The following is a 22443-nucleotide window of genomic DNA, read 5'->3' on the forward strand; positions in this document are numbered from 1 at the left end:
CATGAAGCTTGATGGTCACGGCCGCGATCCTCTCACGCCTGGCCCACGGGCCGTCCGCTCCCGACCCCGGTGAACCTTTCCGGTCACAGCACTAGACGGCAGCGACTGGAAGCAGCGACGCGGGGAAACTGGACCCTCTTCGCGTGACAGGTGGCCGCAGGGCTTGATCAAGTTCCGTAGATGTCCGGGTTGTCCGGCCCGCTGGTCCGCGTCGTCCCGTGGTCCCCGGGGGCTCTCGTCGGCGCACCGGCGTCGCGCACGGAGACATGGCCATTGTGGCGGATGCGAACCCGTGCGCGGACGGCGTCTATGAATCCGTTGTGGTGATAGCGCTTGCCGGACACATGCTGGTCCACGATCGGTCGACGTAGGAAAGACAAGCCCCCCGGCTTGCGGGCCCGAAAACAGGTGACCATCCGCGCGGAATGTCTACGAGATCCGGCCACAGTGCGTGCTGATTCTCGGCATTCACGACCACAACGTGCATCAGTGGTTCAGCATCGAACGGGTTTCCGCTCATCATGCGGCTCGCTCCGTGGTGGGAGACGGTTCGGAGTTGATGCGTTCGGCGGTGGGACAGAGCCCGCTCGGCATCGTAGAGATTAGGCGCCAATGGTGACTGATGTGTCGACGGAGATTCGAACACTCGAACAGTGCTCTGTCAAGGTGGTCGCGGCCGGCGGGGTGCCTACGGTGACCGTTCATTTTTCAGACCTCTGTCGTTCAGGTCGGGTTGCCTCCTTCTTGTGGTGGTGGTGTGTATCTGGATCACTGAGATTCCTGCGCGCCGTAGCTGTCCAGCTCCCGTGTTTGTACCACTGCGGCAACCACTTTCTCTCATCAGGGCTTCCCTTGCTGTCCTACGTTCACAACAAGATCTCGGCAAGTGCCGGAGATAGGGAAAGAGGGCCAAGTTGCAAGAGCAAGATTCTCACGTAGATGCGAGCGGATTGCGTTACTCGGAGCAACTCGACGCCCACGGACTCCAGATCGTCATAGATCGCAACAAAGGGCGTTGCGTCATTGCGGCAAGGTCATTCGATCCCGGCCAGACGGTAGTGGTCGGAGACGTCGAACGGATCGTTCCGGCCCGGACGAACCACTCGTTCCAAGTCGGATGGGACAGACATGTGGATCTGACGTCTCCAGCCCGGGACATCAATCACTCCTGTAATCCGAATACCGGCATCCGTGACAACGACCTCGGTGGATTCGACTTCGTCGCGCTCCGGGAGATACTCCCGTCGGAAGAGATCACCTGGGACTACGAGACGAGCGAGTATGTCAGTATCGCCGTCTCCAGGTGTCTCTGCGGTGAAACCCAGTGCCGGTCGGTGATACGCGGATTCGAGTACCGGCGCAGTGATCAATCCTGGCGTCCCACTCACCTGGCCGGCTATCTGCGCGAAGAGCAGCGCCCTCCGGCGCCGTCGGCCTTCACCGCCATGTACCGTCCGGATGGCGGTACTCCCTTGCCTGGGGCGTCTGATGGCCGGTGATCAGGTCGTGATCCACGGGTACCGAGTCGAATGTGCCGAAGTCGCCGACGAGCTCACCGGTCATCCAGGAGTCGCGCAGGCCTATGTGCTGACCGGACGGGACGCACGGGGCGAGGCCTGCCTCATCGCCTACATTGCGCCGAGTGACCGTCGCCGCGTCCCACGGCCGGCCGAACTGACCTCTCATCTGCAAGAGCGGTTGCACGTGCCGGTGACACCGCAGGAGTATGTGGTCCTCCACGCACTGCCGACGACCGGCGACGGGGAGGTGGACACGGCCGCGTTGTCGCACTTGTCACGGCTGGAACGGCAAGCCTTCCGGCCGTACACAGCACCACGGACCGGGACCGAGCGAGTGCTGGCGGACATCTTCCGTGAGGCAGTCGGCATCGACCGCGTCGGGATCCAGGATGATCCGTTCGAACTCGGTGAACACCCCCCGACAGCATTGCGTGTGATCTCCGGGATCAGGTCCGAGTTCGGTATCGACCTCCCGCTCCGAGACCTGTTGCGGCATCGAACCCTCTCCGAACTCGCCGACTGGCTGGACTCGGCGCGGCGCGACCCGGTCGGATTGCCTTCGTATCCGGTCCCCGAGCCCGACGACACCGACGCCCGAAACCCGATGTCTCTCCAGCAGGAGCAGATCTGGTTCCTGCAGCGGTTCGCTCCGGACAGCATTGCCTATCAGGCGCAGACGACGATCCGTATCGTCGGTGCTTTCGATCTCGACCTGCTCGATCGCGTCATCACGGAGATCAGTCGGCGGCACGAGATACTACGCACCACCTACTCGGAGGCAGACGGCGAACCGAGGCAGGTCGTGCACCCGCCGCGACCGGTGCACGCGGCGCGGCGGGACATCAGGGACGTCCGTGAAGGACAGCACGCACTTCTGGACCGGATCGTGGCCGAGGAGTTGCGCAAGCCCTTTGACGCAGAGCGTCTGCCGCTGATGCGCTGGACTGTGGTGCAACTGTCGGCCGAGGAGCACGAACTCATCCTGGTGGAGAGCCACCTGCTGCACGACGGATGGTCGTTCGCGCTATTGATGCGCGAGTTCAAGACGCTGTACAACGCGTTCGCCGAAGGTGTTGATCCCTCCCTGGAGGAACCGGACGTCCAGTACCGGGATTTCGCGCGCTGGCAGCGCGCGGCGCTGGATACTCCGTCCATGGGGGCGCAACTCGCTTACTGGCAGGACCAGTTCAGGTGCCCTCCGCCCCTGTTGGAGCTGCCGCTGGATCATCCGAGGCCCGCAGTCCAGAGTTTCCGCGGGGAGACTCTGCGGGTGGACCTGCCCCCCGAGTTGCCGACCGCGCTGCGCGCGTTCTGCCGCGCTCACCGGGTGACGCTGTTGAGCGCCGTGCTCGCGGCCTTCTACGCGCTTCTGTACCGCTACACCGGGCAGCGGGACATCTGCGTGGGGTCGTCGTTCGCCAGTCGGCAGGTACCGAGGACCGAGAACCTTGTCGGCATGCTCGTGAACACCGTGCTGCTGCGGTGCGACATCGACGCCACCCTGGGCTTCGAGGACCTGGTGAAGAAGGTGCACGGCGTCGTGCAGGACGCAACGGCGAACGACTTGCTGCCGTTCCCTGAACTGGTCAGGGCGCTCAACCCCGACCGGGAGCCCGGCCGCAGCCCGCTGACCGACGTCTTCTTCAGCGTCGACGACTCCCCGATGCCCGACCTCGACCTTGCCGGAGCGACCGGGACGATCTTCGAGCACGGGAACGGGTCGGCGAAGACGGACCTGAACATTGTGGTGATCCCGCACGCGGAGAGGCAGGGTGCCGACGCCGAACTGACCGACGGCCGGATCACCATGCTCTGGGAGTACGCCATCGACCTGTTCGACTCCGCGACCGTGCAACGGATGGCTGACGGTTTCCTGCGGCTGCTGGCTGATGCGATCGTCAGACCCACGGCACCGCTGTTCACGCTGGCCCTGCTCAGCAGGCAAGAACGTGCAATGGTCCTGGACGACTGGAATCGCGAACGTCACCGCCCGGCCGACGACGCCCCGCTCGTCCATGAAGCCGTCCGGGCGCAGGCCCGAAGCACACCGGACGCCGTGGCCATCCGTGACGGTGCCCGAGCGGTCAGCTACGCAGAGCTGATTGAGCAGGCGGACTCGCTGGCCGGCGTGCTTCGCGCACGTGGTGTCCTCCCGCAGACAGTGGTGGGTGTCTGTCTGCCACGTGGCGCTGATCTGGTGATCGCCGAACTGGCCGCCCTTTTCGCCGGAGCGGTCTATCTGCCCCTCGACCCGGAGAATCCGCCGGCCCGCCTGGCCGACCAGTACACCGCAGCCGGCGCGGTGCTCGTCGTCACCGACAGCGTGAGGGCGGAGCGCCTTCCTCGTGACCTTCCGCAGCTGTCGATGGACAGGCTGCCGGACGCCGGCGACGCGAGGAACTCCCCTCCCGCGCATCCTGCGACGGGCACCGACCTCGCCTACTTCATCGCGACATCGGGTTCAACCGGCCGGCCCAAGATCGTGATGGTCGAACACCGGTCGCTCTCCAGCGCGGTCCTCTGGCGTTGCCGGCGCTGCCACCTTGGACCGGCGGACCGGATTGCCCAGGTCGCCTCCCCCGGGTTCGACACCTCCGTGATGGACATCTGGCCCACTTTGGTCTCCGGCGCGACTCTGTACGTGCCCGACCAGGACACGCGGCTGGATCCCGAACGCCTGCGCTCGTGGCTGGCCGACGAGAGGATCACGGTCACCGAGCTGCCGACGGCGCTGGCCGAACGTGTGCTGGAGCTGACCTGGCCGACCGAGCCGGCCCTTCGAGAGCTGATTACCGGCGGTGACCGGCTTCGCGTCCGGCCGGCTGCCGACGTGCCGTTCCGGGTGCTCAACGAGTACGGCCCGACAGAGATCACGGCGACCGCGACGGCCGGGCACATCGAACCCGCCGGAACCGTGGACGGGCCGCCCGACATCGGACACCCGATCACTGGCGTCAGCGCGTACATATTGGACGCATGGAGGCAACCGGTGCCGCCCGGCGCGACCGGTGAGCTCTGGATCGGCGGCGTCGGTGTAGCGCGGGGCTACCACGGCGCGCCGGGCCTCACGGCGGACCGCTTCGTCCCCGACCCGTTCTCCGACGTCCCAGGGCGGCGCATGTACCGCACCGGCGACCTCGCCAGGTATCTTCCGAACGGGCGGATCGCCTTCTTGGGCCGCCGGGACCGCCAGATCAAACTGCGTGGCTACCGAATCGAACCGGCCGAGATCGTTGAGGTCCTGCGCGCCCACCCCGCAGTCACCGATGCAGTCGTACTGGCCACCACCGGCGCGGCAGGACAGGGGGAGAAGCGTCTCGTCGCCTACCTCGAGGCGGACGACCAGCCGGCGCTGCGACAGCAGGTGCGTGAGCATCTCGCCGGCCGCCTGCCGCGTTACATGATCCCCAGCGACTTCGTGGTGCTGGAGTCCTTGCCGCTCAACCGGAACGGGAAGGTGGACGAGCGTGCTTTGCCTGCTCCCGGGCCGATCGAGCCGGATCCCGGATTCCGGTCACCGAGGACCGATACGGAACGCTGGCTCGCCCACGCCTGGTGCACCGTGCTGGGCCTGGAGCAAGTCGGCCTCGACGACAATTTCTTCGACATCGGCGGGCACTCGCTGCTCCTGGCCGCGGTGCAGCGAGCGCTGGCCGAGCGGGGTCACGACCTGTCGATCGTGACGTTCTTCGAGTACACCACGATCCACCACTTGGCCAGGTACCTGGATGATCGCGGAGTCGCCGCCGGCAGGGATGCCGATGACTCCGGTCGAACGGTACGGCGAGGTGCTGGTCGCGCTCGCCTGGACCGACGCCGCGCGGTGTTGCGATCGGCTGAGTCAACGCATGCCCGTGACGCCACCGGAAGGGACGCGTGACCTCGCCGTCGCGCCGACGGCGACGACGTCCAGGCGGTCGGACCGTGGCCCTGAGGTGGACAGGAGGCCGTTGACCGTCTGGGCCTCGTCGCACCCGGCATCCCGCTCTGCTCGGTGAGGCGGTCGCCGGTCCGTGAGGGCGACGGTCAGGCGGAGCGGCAACGTGTCGGACGGACCGCGGTGGTGAGCTCCCCCGGCCCCCCGTCACCCGCTCCACCACCGGCATGATGCAGCGAGCATCGCGATCGGACGACGCGCCCAGGGCCATCCCATCCGGCGACGGACGGCGCTGCCCCGTGCCCGCCAGAGCGATGTGCACGGGCATCGGACCGCCCAGGCCGGACCGGCTGCTCCCGGACGTGCGGGATCCCGCCCCCGTCTTCCCGGACCACGGACACGTCCGAGCAGCCGGACGCGGAGCGAACGCGGGCAACCAGGACACCCAACACCGTTCGGGATGCCCGCAGCGAGCAGGCGTGGGTCCAGGACTCACGCCTGCTCACTGACTAGGAACGATCCTCGGGGAACGTGTCTGCCTCACCGGCTGCGCCAGCCGAATCGGGCGGCTCCTCTGCACTGTGGTGGAGGACATTGCGGAGCTTGGGAATGGCTGAGAACAAAGGAGGCAGGAAACTCGCGGCGTTGAGTCCGGCGGCGACCCAGAAAACCGCCCGTAGCCCGATGGAGTCGACAAGCAGCCCTCCGCCCGCCGCGCCCAGCGGGATGACGCCCCAGGTGGCGAACCGGAAGACGGAGTTCATCCGCCCCAACAGGTGCGGCGGAGTGACGGCCTGACACAGGCTGACCTGCAGTACGTTAAAGACCAGTGCACCGAGATAGGCGACGAACATCCCCAACGCGAACGTCACGGGACCGACGGACATCGGTAGGATCGCCGAGCCCGCGGTGAACAGCACGATGGAAACCATGAAGGCGGTTCCGGTGCCGAAGCGGCGTGCGAAGGGTTCGGCGACGAGCGCCCCGACGACACCGCCGCCGTTGCCGACGGCCAGCGCGACTCCGATCACCACGGGATCCATGGACAGCACCTCGGAGGCGTAGACCACCTGCAGGGCGAGGATGATCGCGGACGCCAGTTCGGCAAGGGTGGCACACAGCAACAGCGGGCGCATCAGCGGATGGCCGAAGACGAAGCGCACACCCTCGCGGATGTCCTGACGGAGGCTGTTCCGCCCGGTCGGCCGGTTCACCTGTGCCGGCTTGCGGATACGCAGGACGAAGTACGCCGACCACAGGTACGTCACAGCGTCGGCCAGCACCGAGAGTGGGGCGGTGAGCCACTGCACCAGCAGCCCACCGAGGGCCGGGCTGCCGATCTGCGAGACCGAACGGGACAGTTCCAGCTTCCCGTTGGCGTCGATGAGGCGGTCCTCAGCGACCAGTGCGGGCAGGACCGACAATTGCGCCACGTCGTAGAACAGCGCGCCCAAGCCGATGAGGAACGTTACGGCATACAGCAGCGGCATACTGAGGACGTCCAGGGCCATCGCGACCGGCACGGCGAGCAGTGCTACTGCCCGTGTCACGTCGGCTCCCACCATCACCGCGCGGAGCGGCATTCGTTCCACCCAGACGCCGGCGGGCAGACCGATCAGCAGGATCGGCAGGTACTCGACGGCCCACAGCACTCCGATCTCGAAGGGCGAGGCGTCGAGGAGAAGCAGCGCCACGAGTGGCAGGGCCAGCAGCGTGATGCCTGTACCGAACAGGCTGGTGGTCTGGGACATCCAGAGATTGCGGTAGTCGGCGGCACCCCACAGGCTCCGGCGCAGTCTCGATCGCCATCCAGGGCGCCGCTCAGCGGTCGTCTTGGGCATGGATGTCCTTCGTCGTGGTCAGTGAGGTCCCGCCGACCTCTCCACGCTCACCGACAGCAGGTCCGCCACCGCGCGCTCGATCGAGGGCGGGCGCTTCCGTTGTCAGCACATGCTGCGCATCCGCTCCGCTCGGACGCGACCTCGCGGAAAATAAGAGGACTTTCGCCGAGCCGAGTTTCCGTGTGCAGGGAGGGCTGGGCCTGGCCGCATTCGCGCTGAGTGACCCGCATGACCCTGAGTGCGAGTGAGCACAATAAGATTGCACGGGTCGCACATTTGTCAAGCCGTGAAGCCAAGTCCTGCTTCTTGCTGTGCAGTTCGCCACCACGGTCAGGGTGTCGCTTTTGTTTGGCCCATGGTCAATTACTCCGCCGGAATCCCTTGCCGCCTCATCCAATTGGCCTGTTGTTCACTTCCTCGGGGATTGCATGGACGCGTTATTGGCCTTCAATGGGCGCCGTCCTGCACAGTTCGCGGGTAATTGCCTGCTCGGCGTCACTGCCGTCGCGCCGGCGTCCCGATCCCTTTCGACCGGAGGCCGAGGTTGGGTACCGAAGACGTTGACGACAGCGGTTTCGTCGCCGTTACGGCCATGGCCGGTCGTTTCCCGGGAGCCCCGGACGTCGAGACCTTCTGGGACAACCTCTGCAACGGCCGGGAGTCGGTGTCGGTGCTGACCGACCAACTGCCGACCGCAGACGGGCATGTGCCGTCCTACGGGCTGCTGAGCGATGCGGAATGCTTCGACGCCGAGTACTTCGACTACTCGCCCGAGGACGCCCTGATCACGGATCCGCAGCACCGGCTGCTTCTGGAGTGTGCCCACGAGGTCCTCGAACGCTCAGGTCACGGCGGCCCGGAGCGCCTGCCGACCGGCGTGTTCGTCGGCGGGTCGGTCAGTGACCACGCAGCCCTCGTCAGGGCCTGGGCGCACACTCGGGGTATCCCCATCCCGGAGACCCGCATCCAGCAGGGGAACGACGTCGACTTCCTTGCCACACGCATCGCCTACAAGCTGGGCCTGACCGGTCCTGCCATGACCGTTCAGTCAGCCTGCTCCTCGTCGTTGGTGGCAGTGCACGTCGCCATCGGTTCGCTGCTCGCGGGCGACTGCGCGATGGCGGTCGCCGGTGGCGCATCGGTGCTGGCCGCGATTCCGGAACTGCGACACGATCCGGACGACATCTTCGCCGATGACGGACGGTGCCGTCCGTTCGACGCGCACGGTCGTGGCACCGTACGGGCGAGCGCGGTGGGGCTGGTGGTACTGCGTCCGCTCGACGAGGCGCTGGCCGACGGTGACCACGTGCACGCGGTGATCCGCGGTACTGCGGTGAACAACGACGGCCGGCGCAAGATGGGTTTCCACGTGCCGAGCGTGGCCGGACCCGCCGGCGCCGCCCGCGCTGCTCAACTGGTGGCCGGTGTCGCTGCCGACGAGATCGGCTACGTCGAAGCACACGGAACCGGCACCCCGCTCGGTGACCCGGTCGAGGTCGCCGGCCTGACCAAGGCGTTCCGCCAGACCACGGACCGGACGGCGTACTGCCGGATCGGATCACTCAAGGCCAACATCGGCCACACGGACGCCGCAGCGGGCATCGTGGGACTGATCAAGACAGTGCTCTGCGTGGAGCATGGTGTGATCCCCGCCAGCCTGAACTTCAGCGAACCGAACCCGGCGATCGACTTCGCATCTTCCCCGTTCGTCGTCAACGACCAAACCGTCCCGTGGGAGTCCGCAGGGCTGCCCCGGATAGGCGCCACGAACGTGATCGCGTTCGGCGGTACCAACGCACATGCCGTGGTCGCCGAGCCGCCGCCGGCGCTCCCGACCACTCCGGGGCGCCGCGACCACCTGCTGGTCCTCTCCGCGCGGACGCGCCCCGCGCTCCGGAACGTCGCTCGCCGTCTGGCCGACCATCTCGAGCGGTTCCCGGAAGCCGACCTCGCCGACGTCGCATGGACCCTGCAAACGGGCCGGGCGATGCATTCCGAGCGCCGCTATGTGGTCGCCGCGGACGCGGCCGAGGCTGTCGAGGCCCTCCGGGCAGGCTCGCCGGGAGGGACGGACGGGGGCCGCGAACACCTCGAGCACATGGTGTTCCTCTTCGGCCGGCCCCGTGAGGACCGCCTGGGCTCCGTCGCTGCGATCCACGCCACAGAGGACGTGTTCCGCGTCCACCTGGACGAGATCGCCGAGGCTGCTCATCCGCATCTCGGCCACGACCTCCGCCGGGCGCTGCTCGACGCCGCAGAGCCCGCAGAACCCGCAGCGCACCTCGCCGTGCAGTACGCGACGGCAAAACTGCTGATGTCCTGGGGGCTGCGTCCCACCGCCGTTGCCGGGCAGGGGCTCGGTGCCCGCTGTGCGGCGGCCGTCGCTGCGGACCTGAACCCCGCCGATACCGCTCGACTGTTCCTGGGGATCATCGAAGCCGACGCGGATGCCTGCGCCGGGGTACCGGCGCAGCAGGGCCGGCCCCTGCTCTGCGACGTCCCGGCGGTGCTGGAAGGCATGCCGGGTCAGATCGTCGTGCACATCGGGGCGGAGCGGACGGCAGAGCCTGCCACCGCCGGCGAGCCGGTGTCCGTCGACGTCCTGGACACGCCCGGCCGGTCACCGGCCGGTTCCCGGGCGCTTCTCGCCGCCGTCGGCCGGCTCTGGGCAGCGGGGGCAGCGGTCGATTTCGCGGCCCTGAACGTGGGCGGGCGGCGGCGCGTCAGCCTGCCCACCTATCCGTTCGAGCGGCGTCCCCATCTCGTACCTCACCCGACACCTCACCACCCGATTTCCCTGACCTATGGAGAGCAACTCTCGTGAACGACATCGAGCGGGCGAACGACATCGAGCGAGCCATCCGATCCATGCTGGCCGCCGACCTCTTCGTCGAGGTGCCGGAGGACCGGATGAACCCTGACGACCTGCTGCGTGGCGACTTCGGGCTGGACTCCCTCGGCTTCGTCGAGCTGAGGGTCCTGTGCGAGAACACATTCGGCATCACCATCTCCGACGACGAGTTCACCCCGGAGAACTTCACCAGCATTCGCGCCGTCGCCGACCTCGTCCGCACCCTGCAGAAGAGTTCCCCGGCCGCCGCCGGCGACTGAACGACCGGACGTCTACGGCCCCGCCCAGCACCGCCGAGAGGACACACACCCATGTCAGCCGTTGATGTGATCGGGCTTCCCGAGCACGAATCGACTAGGCCCTGGTTCGACCGCGATGTTCAGTTCGACCACTACGGAGCGCAGCGAGTGCCGTTCGGGTGCACCGGGGCACGTGGGATCGTCCAGCACTTCGTCGAGCTGACGGGCAGTGATGCGGGACGCGCCTTCGATGTGCTGGACGCCAGTGGCGGGTACGGCTCCGCCTGCCTGGGGGCGGGTTCGGACGTGATCGCCGAGGCCCTGTCGTCCGCGGTCCGCGAGGCCGGATACGTCACCGACGAGGTTGCCTCGTCGGAGCGTTCGCTGCTCCTGGAACGGCTGTTCGGCGCCGGCGGGCTTTTTGCCGACCGGTTCCCGGCGGCGGACTACCGTGTCAGCGGTCGCAACTCGGGGTCGGAGGGTATGGAACTCGCCCTGCGGCTTGTCCTGGAGTCGCGGTTCGACCATCGCAAGCTGCGATGTGTTCCAGGCGCCGAGCAGCGCGACGTCGTGCTCGGTTTCGAGGGGGCGTGGCACGGCTGGACGCATGGACTGCTCCCGCTGATCAACCGCCGCCACTACCGGGTCGGTCTGCCGACGGTCGCCCCCGAACAGTTCGGCTTCCGCACCGACCACATTCCTTTCGGTGACCTCGACGCGGCTCGGGAGTGGTTCGACCGCAACGCGCAGAAGGTCTTGGCGGTCGTGGTCGAGCCGATCCAGGGCGACGCAGGCATCCTGGTGCCCGAGCACGGCTATCTGCGGGAGCTGGCCGCGCTTGCCAAGCGCAGTGGCGCGTTGCTGGTGGCGGACGAGGTGCTGACCTTTGCCAAGACCGGCCGTTTCTTTGCGATGACCGATGCGTCGGGCCCGATCCCCACCGACATCACCGTGATCGGCAAGAGCCTGGGCATGGGGGCGCTGTCCACCTCGATGGTGATCGCGCGCCGGGAGCTGGGCGTGCGCCCCACAGGCACCGTGTCGACTTCCGACCTGCGCCCTCTCACCTGCGCCGTGATCCGGGCCGGACTTGAGCACATCGTCGCGGAAGGGCTCGTGGAGCGTGCAGGACAGGTGGGGGAACACCTGGGCCGCCTGTTGCGCGACCAGGTTGTGGCCGAGTTCCCCGACCTCTACCGGGAAGCCCGCGGCGTGGGCTTGATGCACGGCATCGAGCTGACCGAATTCGCCGCCGCCCGCATCGGCGACTTGCGAAACTGCATGATCCGCAACGGTGTGTACGTGGAGTTCATGTCCGGGGCCGGCCGACGTTCGCGTGGCCTGCGGTACGTGAACGCGACCATGCGGGTGGCTCCACCGCTCGTGGCGACCGCGAACGACGCGGAAACGATCGCCACTCGACTGGCAGGCGGCTCGCGCGCCCTGCGGGAGCTCGCATGACGGCCGCACCGTCGGCGCAGGCGAGTGCACGGCTGCTGGCGGTCCGCCGTCGTGTCGAGCACGTCGACACAGACGCGTCCGGCGTCGTGCACTTCACCCGGTACCCCGTCTGGCAGGAATCCGCACTGCTGGAGAACCTCGAACGACTCGGTGTCGGCCTCGGCGTACTGGCGAGCGACGGTTTCGACCTCGTCGTCGTGGAGGCGACGACGCGCTACCGCTCCCCGGCGCGCTATCCCGAGGAACTGAGCCTTGAACCCGTCGTCGGATACCTCGGTGCCGCGCGGGTCCGCATCGACACGACGATCCGGCGGAGCGCGGACGGCGTCGAGCTCGCCGTCGGCTCCCTCTCCGTGGCACTGACCGATCGCGTGACCGGGGCACCCCGTGCGCTGCCCCCCGCCCTGTACACCGTCCTCGAGGAGACCCGCACCGATGTCCGCCGTTGAACCTGATGCCATGACCGACCAGGGCAGAAGCATGGGTTTCACCGAAATCAAGAGCTGGTTGCGACACCGACACCCCATGCTCTACCTCGACCGCGTACTGGACTACGAGCCAGGTGTACGGCTGGTCAGCAGGCTCTCGGTGTCGGCTCAGATGGACGCGATCGCGGGGCACTTCCCGGAACGCGCGATCTTCCCTGCCAGTCATCTGAGTCAGGCGTTCGCCCAGTCCGGGATCATCTTGTTCCAGCTCAGCACCTCGCTGCTCGCTGACGACGAACTCACTCTGGTCGGTGCGATGAACTCACGGTTCTTCCGGGTCGTCGTCCCCGGTGACACCGTCACCATCACTGTCTCGGCCGACCGCCTCGTGGGCGGTACGACCTTCTTCTTCTCCGGCCGTGCGGTCGTGGACTCCACGACCGTGGCGGCCTTCCGGTCAAACCTGGTGCGGCGCAAGGCCGCCGACATGGAGCCCCAGTGGTGGTGAGTGACCCGGGTGGCGACACCGGCGCTCTGGTCACCGGGATGGCCTGGACCACGGCGCTGGGATCCGACCTGGACGAGGTGTGGCAGGCGTTGCTGTCGGGAGCGACCGGAGTGGTGCCGGTGCCGAGCCCGCATCCGCTGCGCAACAACGGCGCGGCGGTTCTGCGGGACCTCCCCATGGACCTGGACCCAGCGCAGCGCCAGTACGAGGTCGGTACGCGTACGCTGCAGGCCGCGGTCGTCGACGCCAGGCTCGATGTCACCGACCCGCGTCTGCGGCTCGTGGTGGGCACGAGCTACGGATCGCACCTGGATATCCCCGGTGACCGGCTGGACCGGTGGGGCGAGTCGCTCGCAGAAGGGCTGGGCTTGGCACGCCGCCCGATGATGGTGAGTACGGCCTGCTCGGCAGCCTCCGACGCCGTCCTGGTCGGTGCCGCGCTGATCGCCGAAGGAGAGGAGGACATCTGCGTCGTGGGCGGTGTGGACGTGCTGACCCCGGCCAAGCGCCTCGGGCACTCCTCGCTGGGCACCATGTCACCCACCGCGTTGCGCGCCTTCGACGACAGCCACGACGGCACGATCCTCGGTGAGGGCGCGGCATTCCTCGTGCTGGAGCGTGCCCGTTCCGCCCAGGCGCGCGGAGCCCGTGTGCGTGGCCGACTGTCCGGCACCGGCTCGGCCAACGACGCAGCCGGTCCGACGGCCCCCGACCCGAGTGGCGACACCGTCGTGCGAGCGGTGACCTCCGCGCTCACCGCGGCCGGCCGCAGCGTCGGCGACGTGGGTGTACTGAATGCCCACGGTTCGGGCACCCCGGTCAACGACCACGTCGAGAGCCGCGGCCTCGCGCGTACGTTCACCAACGGGACGACACCCGTCGTGTTCGCGACCAAGGGTGCCTTCGGTCACACGCTGGGTGCCACCGGGGCGCTGGAGGCCGTCGCCGTGTTGCTGGCCCTGCGGGACCAGCAGGTGCCGCCGGTGCCCGGACTGAACACCGTGATGCAGGGCTTTCCGCTGCCGCTGCCGACCGGTGGCGCACCTCTGCCGTTCACCGGTGACGTCGGGCTCAGTGTCACCATCGGGTTCGGCGGTTTCACCACCTGCCTCGCGCTGGAGGTGTCCCCATGACGCCCCGCCCTGAGTCTGCACCGGTCGAGAACCTCACGGTGCCGGAGGAATGCGGGCTCGTCACGCTGGCCACGGGACGGACGAGTCGCGCCGCGCACGCCACACCGCACCGGAGGATCCCCTCCCTGTACGCCGACCCGGCCTCGTGGGCCGTCCTCGAAGCCGTCGACGAACTGGGGGCCGCGTGCCCGGACGCCCTGCAGGAACCCGGCACCACGGCGACAGTCATGGTCAGTGCCCACTGCACTCTGGACACGATGCACGGGATCGCCCGCACGGTGGGTGACGGGCGACTGTCGCCGTTGCGCTTCGCCGGCGCGAGCGCCGGCGGGCCGGTCAGTCTCGTCTGCATGGTGCATGGCCTGCTAGGACCGAGCCTCACGATCACCACCGATCCCGCGGCGGGACTGCCGACGGCCCTGACGATGGCCCGGCACTGGCTGCGCACCGGTGCAGCCCGTCACGTACTGGTCGTCGTGCACCACCGTGATCCGCAGCGCGGGCACGAGGTCCGGTGCGTCGTGGTCGGGGCGGCCCCGGGCCTGCGTCCGTGCGGAGCAGTGCGGTGAGCGCGAGCGTCGCAGGCGTCCCGGAACGCGCCGCGGTGCTGGCCTTCCTCACCTCGGCCGTGGACGTCGGCTCGGGCCCCGGCAGTTCGTCCCAGGTTCCCTCCAGCCGGCCCGAAGCCGTCGTCGACGCGGTCGCCGGACTGGGTCTGCTGCCCGGCTCCCCGGTCCTGATCGCGATGCCGAACGGCCGGACCACCCTTGCGGCGTTCTTCGGGGTGTTGCTCGCTGGCGCGGTCCCGGTCCTGCTCCCCCCGGCGGCGGGAGCCGCTCGGATCGCCGAGATCGGCCGGCAGTTGGGTGGCGCCGCGCTGATCGCGCCCCGGATCCACCCCTCACGGTACCGGGCGACAGCGGTGCACACGCTCGACGGCCGGTGCGAGGCTGCGCTGCTGGAGGACGCGGCGCACCAGCGGTACCGGCCAGGCGAAGTGGTGCTGATGACCTCCGGCACCTCCGGCATCGCCAGCGGTTGTCTGCACGGCGTCGACGCGCTGCTGCGCAACGCCGACCGCCACGCCACCGCCATCGGTCAGCGCACGGACGACACCGTCATGGTGTCCCTGCCCCTCTACTACTCCTACGGCCTGGTCGCGCAGGCGCTGGCCGCCTTCGTGCGCGGGTCGCGGCTGGTCGTCTCCGGACCACCGTTCACTCCCCGGTCCTTCGCCGAGACCGTCCGAGACCACGACGTCACGGTGGCCTCTCTGACGCCCAGTTCGGCAGTCCGGCTGGCCGAGAGTCCGCCTGCCGGATCAGCCGCCCCGCGCGTGCTCACCGTCGGCGGCGACGCACTGGACCCGCGGCATGTCGGCTCCCTTCTGGCGGGCGGTGCGCGGGAGCTCTACCTCACCTACGGCCTCACCGAGGCCGGCCCGCGGGTGACCACGCTCGCCGCGCACCGCGAGCCCGAGCACCGCTGGAGCTCGGTCGGTGTCCCACTGCCCGGGGTACGGACCTCTCTGCGTGACTGTGCGGGTGACGGGCACGGCGCGGAGCTCGTCGTCGAATCCGACACCGTCCTGCGCCGGAAGCTCCCCGGGGGCGCCCCGACCGTAGCGGACACCGTCACCACCGGCGACCGCTTCGACATCGATGCCGACGGCTACCACTTCTTCCTCGGCCGGTCCAGCGACTCGGTCGTCATCGCCGGTGAGAAGGTCTGGCTGCCCTCGGTACGGCGCATCGCCGCCCGGGTGCCCGGTGTCCGGCGGGTCGCCACCACCGTCTACCGGGACGACAACGACGAACTGTGCTACGGGCTGGACATCGCGGTGGATGATCCCGGGCCCCGGCAGACGGAAGAGATCAAGAACGCGCTCAACCGCGTCCTGCTGCGCGCCGAGCGACCACACCGGATCACGCTGCGCCGGGCGACGGCGGAGGAGTGGCACAAATGAGGAACGATCATGGCAGCGCGCGGACCACGGTTCCGGCCCTGCAAGCGCTCGCCGACCACGTGCGACGGACGCCGACGGCAGAGGCCGTCCGCTCGGACCGTGAGACCGTGGATTACCGCACTTTGTGGGAGCGCTCCGCGCAGGTCGCGGCGCGGGTCGGGCAGCTCGGCGCGGCACCCGGCACGGCCGTCGGCGTCCACCTGGAGCGGTCGGCCGACTTGGTGGTGACCCTGATCGGGCTGCTGCGGTCGGGCTGCACAGCCGTGCCGCTGGACGTGGGATACCCGACCGAGAGGCTGCGATTCATGTGCGCCGACGCCGGTGTGGGACTGGTCGTCGGCCACCAAGGGCCCCTCGACCGGCTGGGCGGTTTCACGACCGTCGTGACCGACCGGGACGTGGGCTACGCCACCGTCGGCCCGGGACGGCCCGCTCCGGGCGCCGCCCCGGCGTTCGAGCCCCCCGAGATCGCCGGCGACGACACCGCCTACATCGTCTACACCTCCGGATCGACCGGCCGCCCGAAGGGCGTGCGATACGCGCACCGCAACCTTGCCAACCTCGTCGCCTGGCAGACGGACGCCAGTGAGTGCGGGCCGGGCGACCGGACACTGCAGTTCGCACCCGCCTCGTTCGACGTGATCTACCAGGAGGTGCTTCCCACACTCGGCGAAGGCGGCACCGTGATCTGTTGCGGTGAGGACGAGAGGCTCGATCCGCAGTTGCTCTGGGATCTCGTCGAACGCGAACGGGTCAACCGCCTGTTCGTGCCGTTCGTGATGATTCAGTCGCTCGCCCTGTTCGCCCACGATGTCACACCGCAGCGGCACCCGTTGCGCGAGATCCTTACATCGGGGGAGCAGGTTCAGTGCACGGTCCCGATCCGGATGATGTTCACCCGGCTGCCGGACTGCCGTCTGGTGAACCAGTGGGGCACGACCGAAACCCATGTCGCCACCTGGTACAAGCTGCCTGCGGATGTGACCACCTGGGTCGATCTGCCCCCGATCGGCAGACCGATCACCGGGACCGGCGTCCGGGTCTGCGATCCGGAGGGCCGGCCGGTACCGGACGGCGAGGTGGGGGAGCTGTGGATCACAGGGGCGGCCGTAGGTCCCGGTTACCTCAACCTTCCCGAGCGCACGGCACACAGCTACCGCACGGACCCTGCGAACCCGTCCGTTGCGGCCTACCGCAGCGGCGATCTCGGCCGGGTCACCCGAGACGGTCTCCTCGAGTTCCTCGGCCGTGAGGACACACAGGTCAAGGTGCGAGGGTTCCGGATCGAGCTCGGAGAGATCGAGAGCGTGCTCGGTGCCGACCCGTCCGTCGCACAGGCTGTGGTGGTGGCGGCGGGTTCCGCGGCGGAGGAGCGGTACCTACGAGCGTTCCTGGTGCCCAAGTCGGCTCCGGAGGACGCCTCGGCCTGGGCGGCGGGCCTGCTTGCGGCCCTGTGTGAACGGTTGCCGGCCCACATGGTGCCGGTTCGAGCCGACGTCGTCGGGGCGTTGCCACGCACACCCAGCGGGAAGATCGACCGGCTCGCCCTGGCAGGCAGGGGTGCGACGGCGGCTGCCAACGAGGAAGCAGCATGATCGAGAGAGTCACCGCAGGGGCGCCGGACCGCATTCCGGTGGTGGACCGGACAGCAGGACCGCTGCCGCTCTCTGGTGCCCAGCGGGCGCTGTACCTGGTCGAACTGCTCCACCCCGGTACGCCGATGTACAACATCACGGTGGCCGTCCGCCTGACAGGCCCGCTCGACGTGACGCGGCTCCGGAACGGTGTCGCCCGCGTTGCCGTGCGGCACGAGGCACTGCGGACGACCTTTGCGCCCGGCACCGCGCCGCCGTTCGAACCTGTCCAGCGAGTCGGCGCCCCGGACACGGAGCTGCCCGTCGTAGACCTCAAACCCGACGCGACCGACGACGTGGACGTCGCGGCGTTCCGGCTGGCCCAGGAATGGGCCGACGAGCCGTTCGACCTGGAGCGTGGGCCCCTGTTGCGTACACGCTTGATCAGGACGGGGCCCTGCAGGCACCTGTTCGTCGTCACGATGCACCAGTTGGTGTCCGATGGCCCGTCTCTGCAGATCTTCTTCGACGAACTGGCGGAGGAGTACGCCGGTGGGCCCGAACACACCGTGCCGACCCTGCAGTTCGCCGACTACGCGGCCTGGCAACGGGCACGCCCTGTCGATGCTGAACAACTCGCCTGGTGGACGGATCGCCTCACCGGGGTCCCGACGGTACTGCGGTTGCCGACCGACCTGCCACGTCCGGTGGTTGCCGGCCCGGGCGGAGGCAACCACCGGCACACTCTGAGCGCGGCGGTGATGGGACCGGCGCTGCGGCTGGCGCGCAGACTGCGGGTGACACCGTTCGTGCTGGTGCTGACCGCCTATGCCATCTTCCTCGCCCGCCTCGCAGGCACACGAGACGTGCTGGTCGGCGTGCCCGTGAGCACCCGCGACCGTGTCGAACTCGAGAGCATGATCGGGTTTTTCGCCACGACGCTGCCGGTGCTCGTCGAGGCCGACCGTCACGGGAGCTTCGCCGACCTGTGCCGGTCGGTCCAGTCGGAGCTGCTGGACATCCTGACCCACCAGGACGTGACGATGGAGCAGCTTGCGGAGAAGCTCGCACCCGAGCGCGATCCTGGGCACGCCCCCCTGGTGCAGGCGTTCTTCTCCTTCGAACAGGATCCGGTCGTGAGCCCGCACCTACCGGGCCTGCACGCCACCGCCTTCGATCTCCCGCCTACTGGAGCGAAGGTCGACATCGACATGATGGTCTTCCGCGCGCCCGAGTCGGATGACGACTTCGACCTGACGCTCACCTACCGAACCGACCTCTTCGAGGCCGCCACGATCGCCCGTATGGTCGCCCAGTTCGAGCGTTTGCTGGTGGCGGCGGTATCGGAACCGACGGCCGCGATCGGGTCGTTGCCCGGTCCGGCGGAGGACGCCCCTTCGCCGCCGCCTCCTGCGGTGGCGGTGGCGGCGCCCCGTACCGATGTCCCGCAGTCGGCCCGCACCGGTACGGAGCAAACTCTCGTCCAGATCTGGCGCGAGGTCCTGGGCCGCGACGACGTCGGCCTCGATGACAATTTCTTCGACCTCGGAGGTACGTCCTTCGCTCTCACCACCGTGCACACAATGATCAGTGCGCGCACCGGAGTGAAGACATCGTTGGTGTCGCTGCTGGAGTTTCCGACGATCGCCGCACTCGCGCGGCATCTGGCAGGGGAAGCAGCGTCAGGAAGGACAGGACATGCGATGGCCGAGCCGGCGGGCCGGGCACGAGCGGCCCGGCTGCGTGAGCGCCGGAACCGACTGCAACAGCAACGCTCCGGGATGGGGGACTGACGAGTGAACGAGCACGTAGAGAAGGCAGAGGCCGTCAATGCCGAAGACGACTCCGACCGTGGAGGGACCGGGACGGCCGCTGTCGTCGCTGCGGTCTGGAGTGAGCTCTTCGATATGCCGCGGGTCGACCCCGACGACGACTTCTTCGCCCTGGGCGGGCATTCGATGCTAGCGGTCCGGATGTCCTCCCGTCTGCGGAATGAGGTGGGGCTGCGTGTACCGGTGCGCACGATCGTGGAGAACCCGACGCCGCGCGGCCTGGCCGAAGTATTGGACAAGGCCGTCGAGGCGTCCGAGGGTCCGGCTGACTGCTGACCTCGTGGCCGTCCGGCGGGCCAACGGTTCGGCCGGACCGCGAGCCCACGGTTGTCGGGGGTGCCCCTATGTCTTTGGTCAAGGGAAGCGGGGGTGCGGTGAGGTGGGGCAGCATGGCGGGGTGGCTGATCTGCTGTGGGATGACGTGAAGTGCTTCTTCGACCCGGACTTGATGGGGCCGTTGCCGGACGTGCGTGTCCCGGATGCTTCGGTGGAGGACTGGCAAGCGGTCCTCGATCTTGTCGCGGAGAAGGGCTGGAAGTGCCAGTACTCCGAGGGAGAGAGGGTGCTTCCGGTGCCTCGGGCGGAGGCCGTCTTGTCCCGTCCGACGGATGGCGAGTGCCCGGAGCTGAGGGTCGGGCCAACTGCCGATGTTTTGGCGATCTTCCGTTTCCATGCCGACGATGAAGTCGACTTTGACGTCGACCTGCGGGAGTTGCAGGGCCACGAGCGACTTGATGTGTTCTGCCGCTTCCTTCGGGAGATCGGGCGGTGGCTGGGCAAGCCGGTGCTGATGGACCCGGAAGGCGACTCCGGCCATCCGGTGCTCGGCTACGACGTCGAGGCCGATCGAGTCGCTCTCCTCGCCGACCCGCAGGTCAGGTGACCGCGGCCGACGGCTGCGGTTCGTAGAAGTACCCGGGTCGCCTCGCCGGCCAGGTCGTCGTCGAAGCCCACGATCATCTCCAGCTCAGCGATCGTCTCGTCCTCGCCGTCGATCGCCCGCAGCGTGTGTGGCATCGCTCGGGCCGCGTCCGCGATGATGAACGCGTCCCTCGCATCGGTCTGGCCCCGTCGGGGTAAAGGTCGGCGAGTTCGCCGCATCGTCAGCCTCGGAAGATGGGCGACTGGGCAGCCCATGTGCCGGGCCACCACCAGAGGTAATGCCCCGATCGAGGCCGACTGGTCGACGACCACCAGCACGGGTCCGTGGTCTGCCTGGGTTTCGCGGAACAGCTCGCGGAGCTTGGGCTCGGTGTTGTGCAGGCGCTTGTCGAACGCCGTCTTCCCGGCCGGTGTGACGGCGGTGGCGATCACGTGCATGCTCCTCCTTCACGCCGTCGTCCGGCCTTGCCTGGGCACTGAGCTGCCACATCCACCTTACGGAGAGCTCTTCCGGCCTTGGGTGAAGCCGGTGCTCAAGCCCCTCATCAGCAGTCCGTCGATGCCTCCGGACCCGGTGACACCCCCCGGATCATGAACAACAGGAGGGGGAAGTCATGCCGGATCCGAAGGCCGGAGGCCACATTGCGGAGCCACAAAAACGGTAACCGGGGGGACGCCTCATGAGGGCCGCTCCAACAGGAACAGCTCCACGTTCGCGAGTTTCGTGCTGCGTGTGATGCGGAACCTCTCCTCGAGCAGGCGTGCCTTCCGCGCCGCCATGCCGGCGAATGGGTCGCCACCCCGGCTGGCGGAGACAAGCCAGATGCGACGGTACCCGGCGGCGCACCTGTCGGGGTCCGGGCACTCCCCGGCTTCGTAGCTTCCGCGTTGCTCGGGGGTCTCGTACAGGAAGACGTCCGTGGGTCTGCGGCGTTGGCGCAGTTCGTAGTCGAGGGCCCGGCGGGCATTGCGGTGATGGGTGTAGGCGATGGCGTCCCCCGGGCGCTGACCGGCGAGGATCATGGTGGCCATGGAGTGGTAGTCCGGCTCGCGGGGGGTGTTGCGGGCGATGGCCTCGCGGCCGAAGGGCACGCAGGCACTCAGCACGGCGATCAGGACGAGGGGCACTCCTCGGCCCGGCCGGCCGGTGAGACGCTGGATGCCGATGGTCGCCAGCAGGATCCAGGCGGGGACGGTGAAGAGCAGATAGCGGTCCAGGAACAGATGCAGCCACCACGCCGTCACCAGAGTGATCAGGAATGGGGCCAGAGCCCACAGTGCGAGCGGGGTGAGTGGCGTCCCGGCATCAGCGCCGGATCCCGGCTCCCGGGGCAGCCGCGATCGCCGCGTCCTGGTCAGCGCGATCATCGCGCCGCCGATCACGACGGCCGCCGCCGGAGACCGGAAGAGCATGTACGGCATGGAAACGATGTCGTTCCATGCGGGCGTGTTCCAGGCGATCTGCTGAGCCTGGCCACTGGAGAGGGCGACCAGCGGAACGACAGGCGTCAACCCGGCGGTCACCGCCGCCGACCACGCGGTCACGCTGCCCCGGTCGCCCTCGCCCTGCACGCTGCGCACTGTCGCGAGGTGGGCGATCAGCGCGGTCAGCGCAACCATATGGGACCAGCCCATGAGAGGGATGGTCACCGTGTAGAGCACCCATCGTCGCGGCGTCGGCCGTTCCAGCGCACGCAGCAGTGCGAGGAAGCTCAACACGGCCGCCAGCATGGCGAAGGCATACGGCCGTGCTTCCTGCCCGTAGCGCGCGACGGTCGGGACGGTCGCGAAGAGCGTGCCGGCAACGAGTCCGCCCCGGAGACTACGGGTCACTCTGCGGCCGAGAAGTCCGACCAGTCCGCCGGCCGTCGCCATGGCGAGCGCGGACGGCAGCCGCAGGGCGGTGGGGGAATCGCCCGACACCGACACCCAGAGGTGCATGAACACGTAGTACGGCACGAGGGCCAGGTCCACATGGCGCGTGAGCTCGTACAGGTCGCCGAGGGACAGCGATGCCGCCCACCAGGTGGCGTGTTCGTCCCGCCAGCTGCTCCGTTCGCCCAATCCCCGCAGGCAACCTGCCAGTGTCGTCAGCGCGGGGACGTGGAAGGCGGCACCGGAACGTAGCTTTCCACAGCGGGTACCGGCTGGAAGTGTGTCACGACTTCCTCGCATCGAGCCCGCCTCGACCTCAGCCGCCACGATGCCCATCATCTCCGGCGTACTGAATCAGCAGGTGAACGGTGCGCCCCCGCTCGGTGAACGCTTCGCATGCGACGGCGCGACGCGTGCTCGGTCGTTTGCCGGAACGGCGCGTCCTGTCGACTGAGA

At 68.4% G+C, this 22443-nt stretch carries 17 protein-coding genes and 2 pseudogenes; 15 read left to right on the plus strand and 4 right to left on the minus strand.

Features of this window, described 5'->3' with window-relative positions:
• Positions 1–307 precede the first annotated feature (307 nt).
• On the minus strand, positions 308–523 hold the full coding sequence (locus ACZ44S_RS35655; protein ID WP_466936905.1) for an MbtH family protein: 216 nt from the start codon (positions 521–523) through the stop codon (positions 308–310).
• A 391-nt stretch (positions 524–914) separates the two neighbouring features.
• Between ACZ44S_RS35655 and ACZ44S_RS35660 the strand changes: the two genes are divergently transcribed.
• The 3 genes and pseudogenes from ACZ44S_RS35660 to ACZ44S_RS35670 form a co-directional block, all read left to right on the plus strand.
• Complete coding sequence (locus ACZ44S_RS35660) at positions 915–1499, plus strand: SET domain-containing protein-lysine N-methyltransferase (protein WP_466936907.1); 585 nt, start codon at positions 915–917, stop codon at positions 1497–1499.
• A complete protein-coding gene (locus ACZ44S_RS35665; protein ID WP_466936909.1) occupies positions 1489–5400 on the plus strand; it encodes a non-ribosomal peptide synthetase in 3912 nt (1303 codons plus the stop codon). The genes ACZ44S_RS35660 and ACZ44S_RS35665 overlap by 11 nt, the downstream gene beginning before the upstream one ends.
• 220 nt (positions 5401–5620) lie before the next feature.
• Positions 5621–5910 (plus strand): annotated as a pseudogene (locus ACZ44S_RS35670) (IS200/IS605 family accessory protein TnpB-related protein); the annotation flags it as partial.
• Here ACZ44S_RS35670 and ACZ44S_RS35675 read toward each other — a convergent pair.
• Positions 5907–7238 (minus strand): MFS transporter, encoded by a 1332-nt coding sequence (locus ACZ44S_RS35675; RefSeq protein ID WP_466936911.1) that lies wholly within the window; start codon positions 7236–7238, stop codon positions 5907–5909. The pseudogene ACZ44S_RS35670 and the gene ACZ44S_RS35675 overlap by 4 nt on opposite strands.
• 544 nt (positions 7239–7782) lie before the next feature.
• Here ACZ44S_RS35675 and ACZ44S_RS35680 point away from each other — a divergent pair.
• From ACZ44S_RS35680 to ACZ44S_RS35735, 12 genes are all read left to right on the plus strand, one after another.
• Positions 7783–10062 (plus strand): beta-ketoacyl synthase N-terminal-like domain-containing protein, encoded by a 2280-nt coding sequence (locus ACZ44S_RS35680; protein WP_466936913.1) that lies wholly within the window; start codon positions 7783–7785, stop codon positions 10060–10062.
• Positions 10059–10349: an acyl carrier protein gene (locus ACZ44S_RS35685; protein ID WP_466936915.1), complete on the plus strand. Its 291-nt coding sequence runs from the start codon at positions 10059–10061 to the stop codon at positions 10347–10349. The genes ACZ44S_RS35680 and ACZ44S_RS35685 overlap by 4 nt, the downstream gene beginning before the upstream one ends.
• Before the next feature lie 51 nt (positions 10350–10400).
• A complete protein-coding gene (locus ACZ44S_RS35690) occupies positions 10401–11789 on the plus strand; it encodes an aminotransferase class III-fold pyridoxal phosphate-dependent enzyme (RefSeq protein ID WP_466936917.1) in 1389 nt (462 codons plus the stop codon).
• On the plus strand, positions 11786–12238 hold the full coding sequence (locus tag ACZ44S_RS35695; RefSeq protein WP_466936918.1) for an acyl-CoA thioesterase: 453 nt from the start codon (positions 11786–11788) through the stop codon (positions 12236–12238). The genes ACZ44S_RS35690 and ACZ44S_RS35695 overlap by 4 nt, the downstream gene beginning before the upstream one ends.
• A gap of 31 nt (positions 12239–12269) precedes the next feature.
• Positions 12270–12725 carry a 3-hydroxyacyl-ACP dehydratase FabZ family protein gene (locus ACZ44S_RS35700; RefSeq protein WP_466936920.1) on the plus strand — a complete coding sequence of 152 codons (456 nt, stop codon included), beginning with the start codon at positions 12270–12272 and terminating at the stop codon, positions 12723–12725.
• Positions 12722–13858, plus strand: coding sequence for a beta-ketoacyl synthase N-terminal-like domain-containing protein (locus ACZ44S_RS35705; RefSeq protein WP_466936922.1), 1137 nt, complete (start codon positions 12722–12724; stop codon positions 13856–13858). The genes ACZ44S_RS35700 and ACZ44S_RS35705 overlap by 4 nt, the downstream gene beginning before the upstream one ends.
• Positions 13855–14427, plus strand: coding sequence for a hypothetical protein (locus tag ACZ44S_RS35710; RefSeq protein WP_466936924.1), 573 nt, complete (start codon positions 13855–13857; stop codon positions 14425–14427). Before ACZ44S_RS35705 ends, ACZ44S_RS35710 begins: the two co-directional genes overlap by 4 nt.
• Positions 14424–15824 carry a class I adenylate-forming enzyme family protein gene (locus tag ACZ44S_RS35715; RefSeq protein WP_466936926.1) on the plus strand — a complete coding sequence of 467 codons (1401 nt, stop codon included), beginning with the start codon at positions 14424–14426 and terminating at the stop codon, positions 15822–15824. Before ACZ44S_RS35710 ends, ACZ44S_RS35715 begins: the two co-directional genes overlap by 4 nt.
• Positions 15821–17419, plus strand: coding sequence for an amino acid adenylation domain-containing protein (locus ACZ44S_RS35720; RefSeq protein ID WP_466936928.1), 1599 nt, complete (start codon positions 15821–15823; stop codon positions 17417–17419). The genes ACZ44S_RS35715 and ACZ44S_RS35720 overlap by 4 nt, the downstream gene beginning before the upstream one ends.
• A complete protein-coding gene (locus ACZ44S_RS35725) occupies positions 17416–19191 on the plus strand; it encodes a condensation domain-containing protein (RefSeq protein ID WP_466936930.1) in 1776 nt (591 codons plus the stop codon). The genes ACZ44S_RS35720 and ACZ44S_RS35725 overlap by 4 nt, the downstream gene beginning before the upstream one ends.
• A 3-nt stretch (positions 19192–19194) precedes the next feature.
• Positions 19195–19506, plus strand: a complete 312-nt coding sequence (locus tag ACZ44S_RS35730) for a phosphopantetheine-binding protein (protein ID WP_466936932.1) — start codon at positions 19195–19197, stop codon at positions 19504–19506.
• Between the two features lie 121 nt (positions 19507–19627).
• The gene (locus tag ACZ44S_RS35735) at positions 19628–20113 is read left to right on the plus strand and encodes a hypothetical protein (protein ID WP_466936934.1); all 486 of its coding nucleotides are present in this window, start codon (positions 19628–19630) and stop codon (positions 20111–20113) included.
• Here ACZ44S_RS35735 and ACZ44S_RS35740 read toward each other — a convergent pair.
• A pseudogene (locus tag ACZ44S_RS35740) lies at positions 20104–20550 on the minus strand (IS110 family transposase); the annotation flags it as partial. The gene ACZ44S_RS35735 and the pseudogene ACZ44S_RS35740 overlap by 10 nt on opposite strands.
• 240 nt (positions 20551–20790) lie before the next feature.
• Positions 20791–22176 (minus strand): glycosyltransferase family 39 protein, encoded by a 1386-nt coding sequence (locus tag ACZ44S_RS35745; protein WP_466936936.1) that lies wholly within the window; start codon positions 22174–22176, stop codon positions 20791–20793.
• Positions 22177–22443 lie beyond the last annotated feature (267 nt).

The sequence above is a fragment of the Streptomyces malachitofuscus genome (assembly GCF_055571035.1).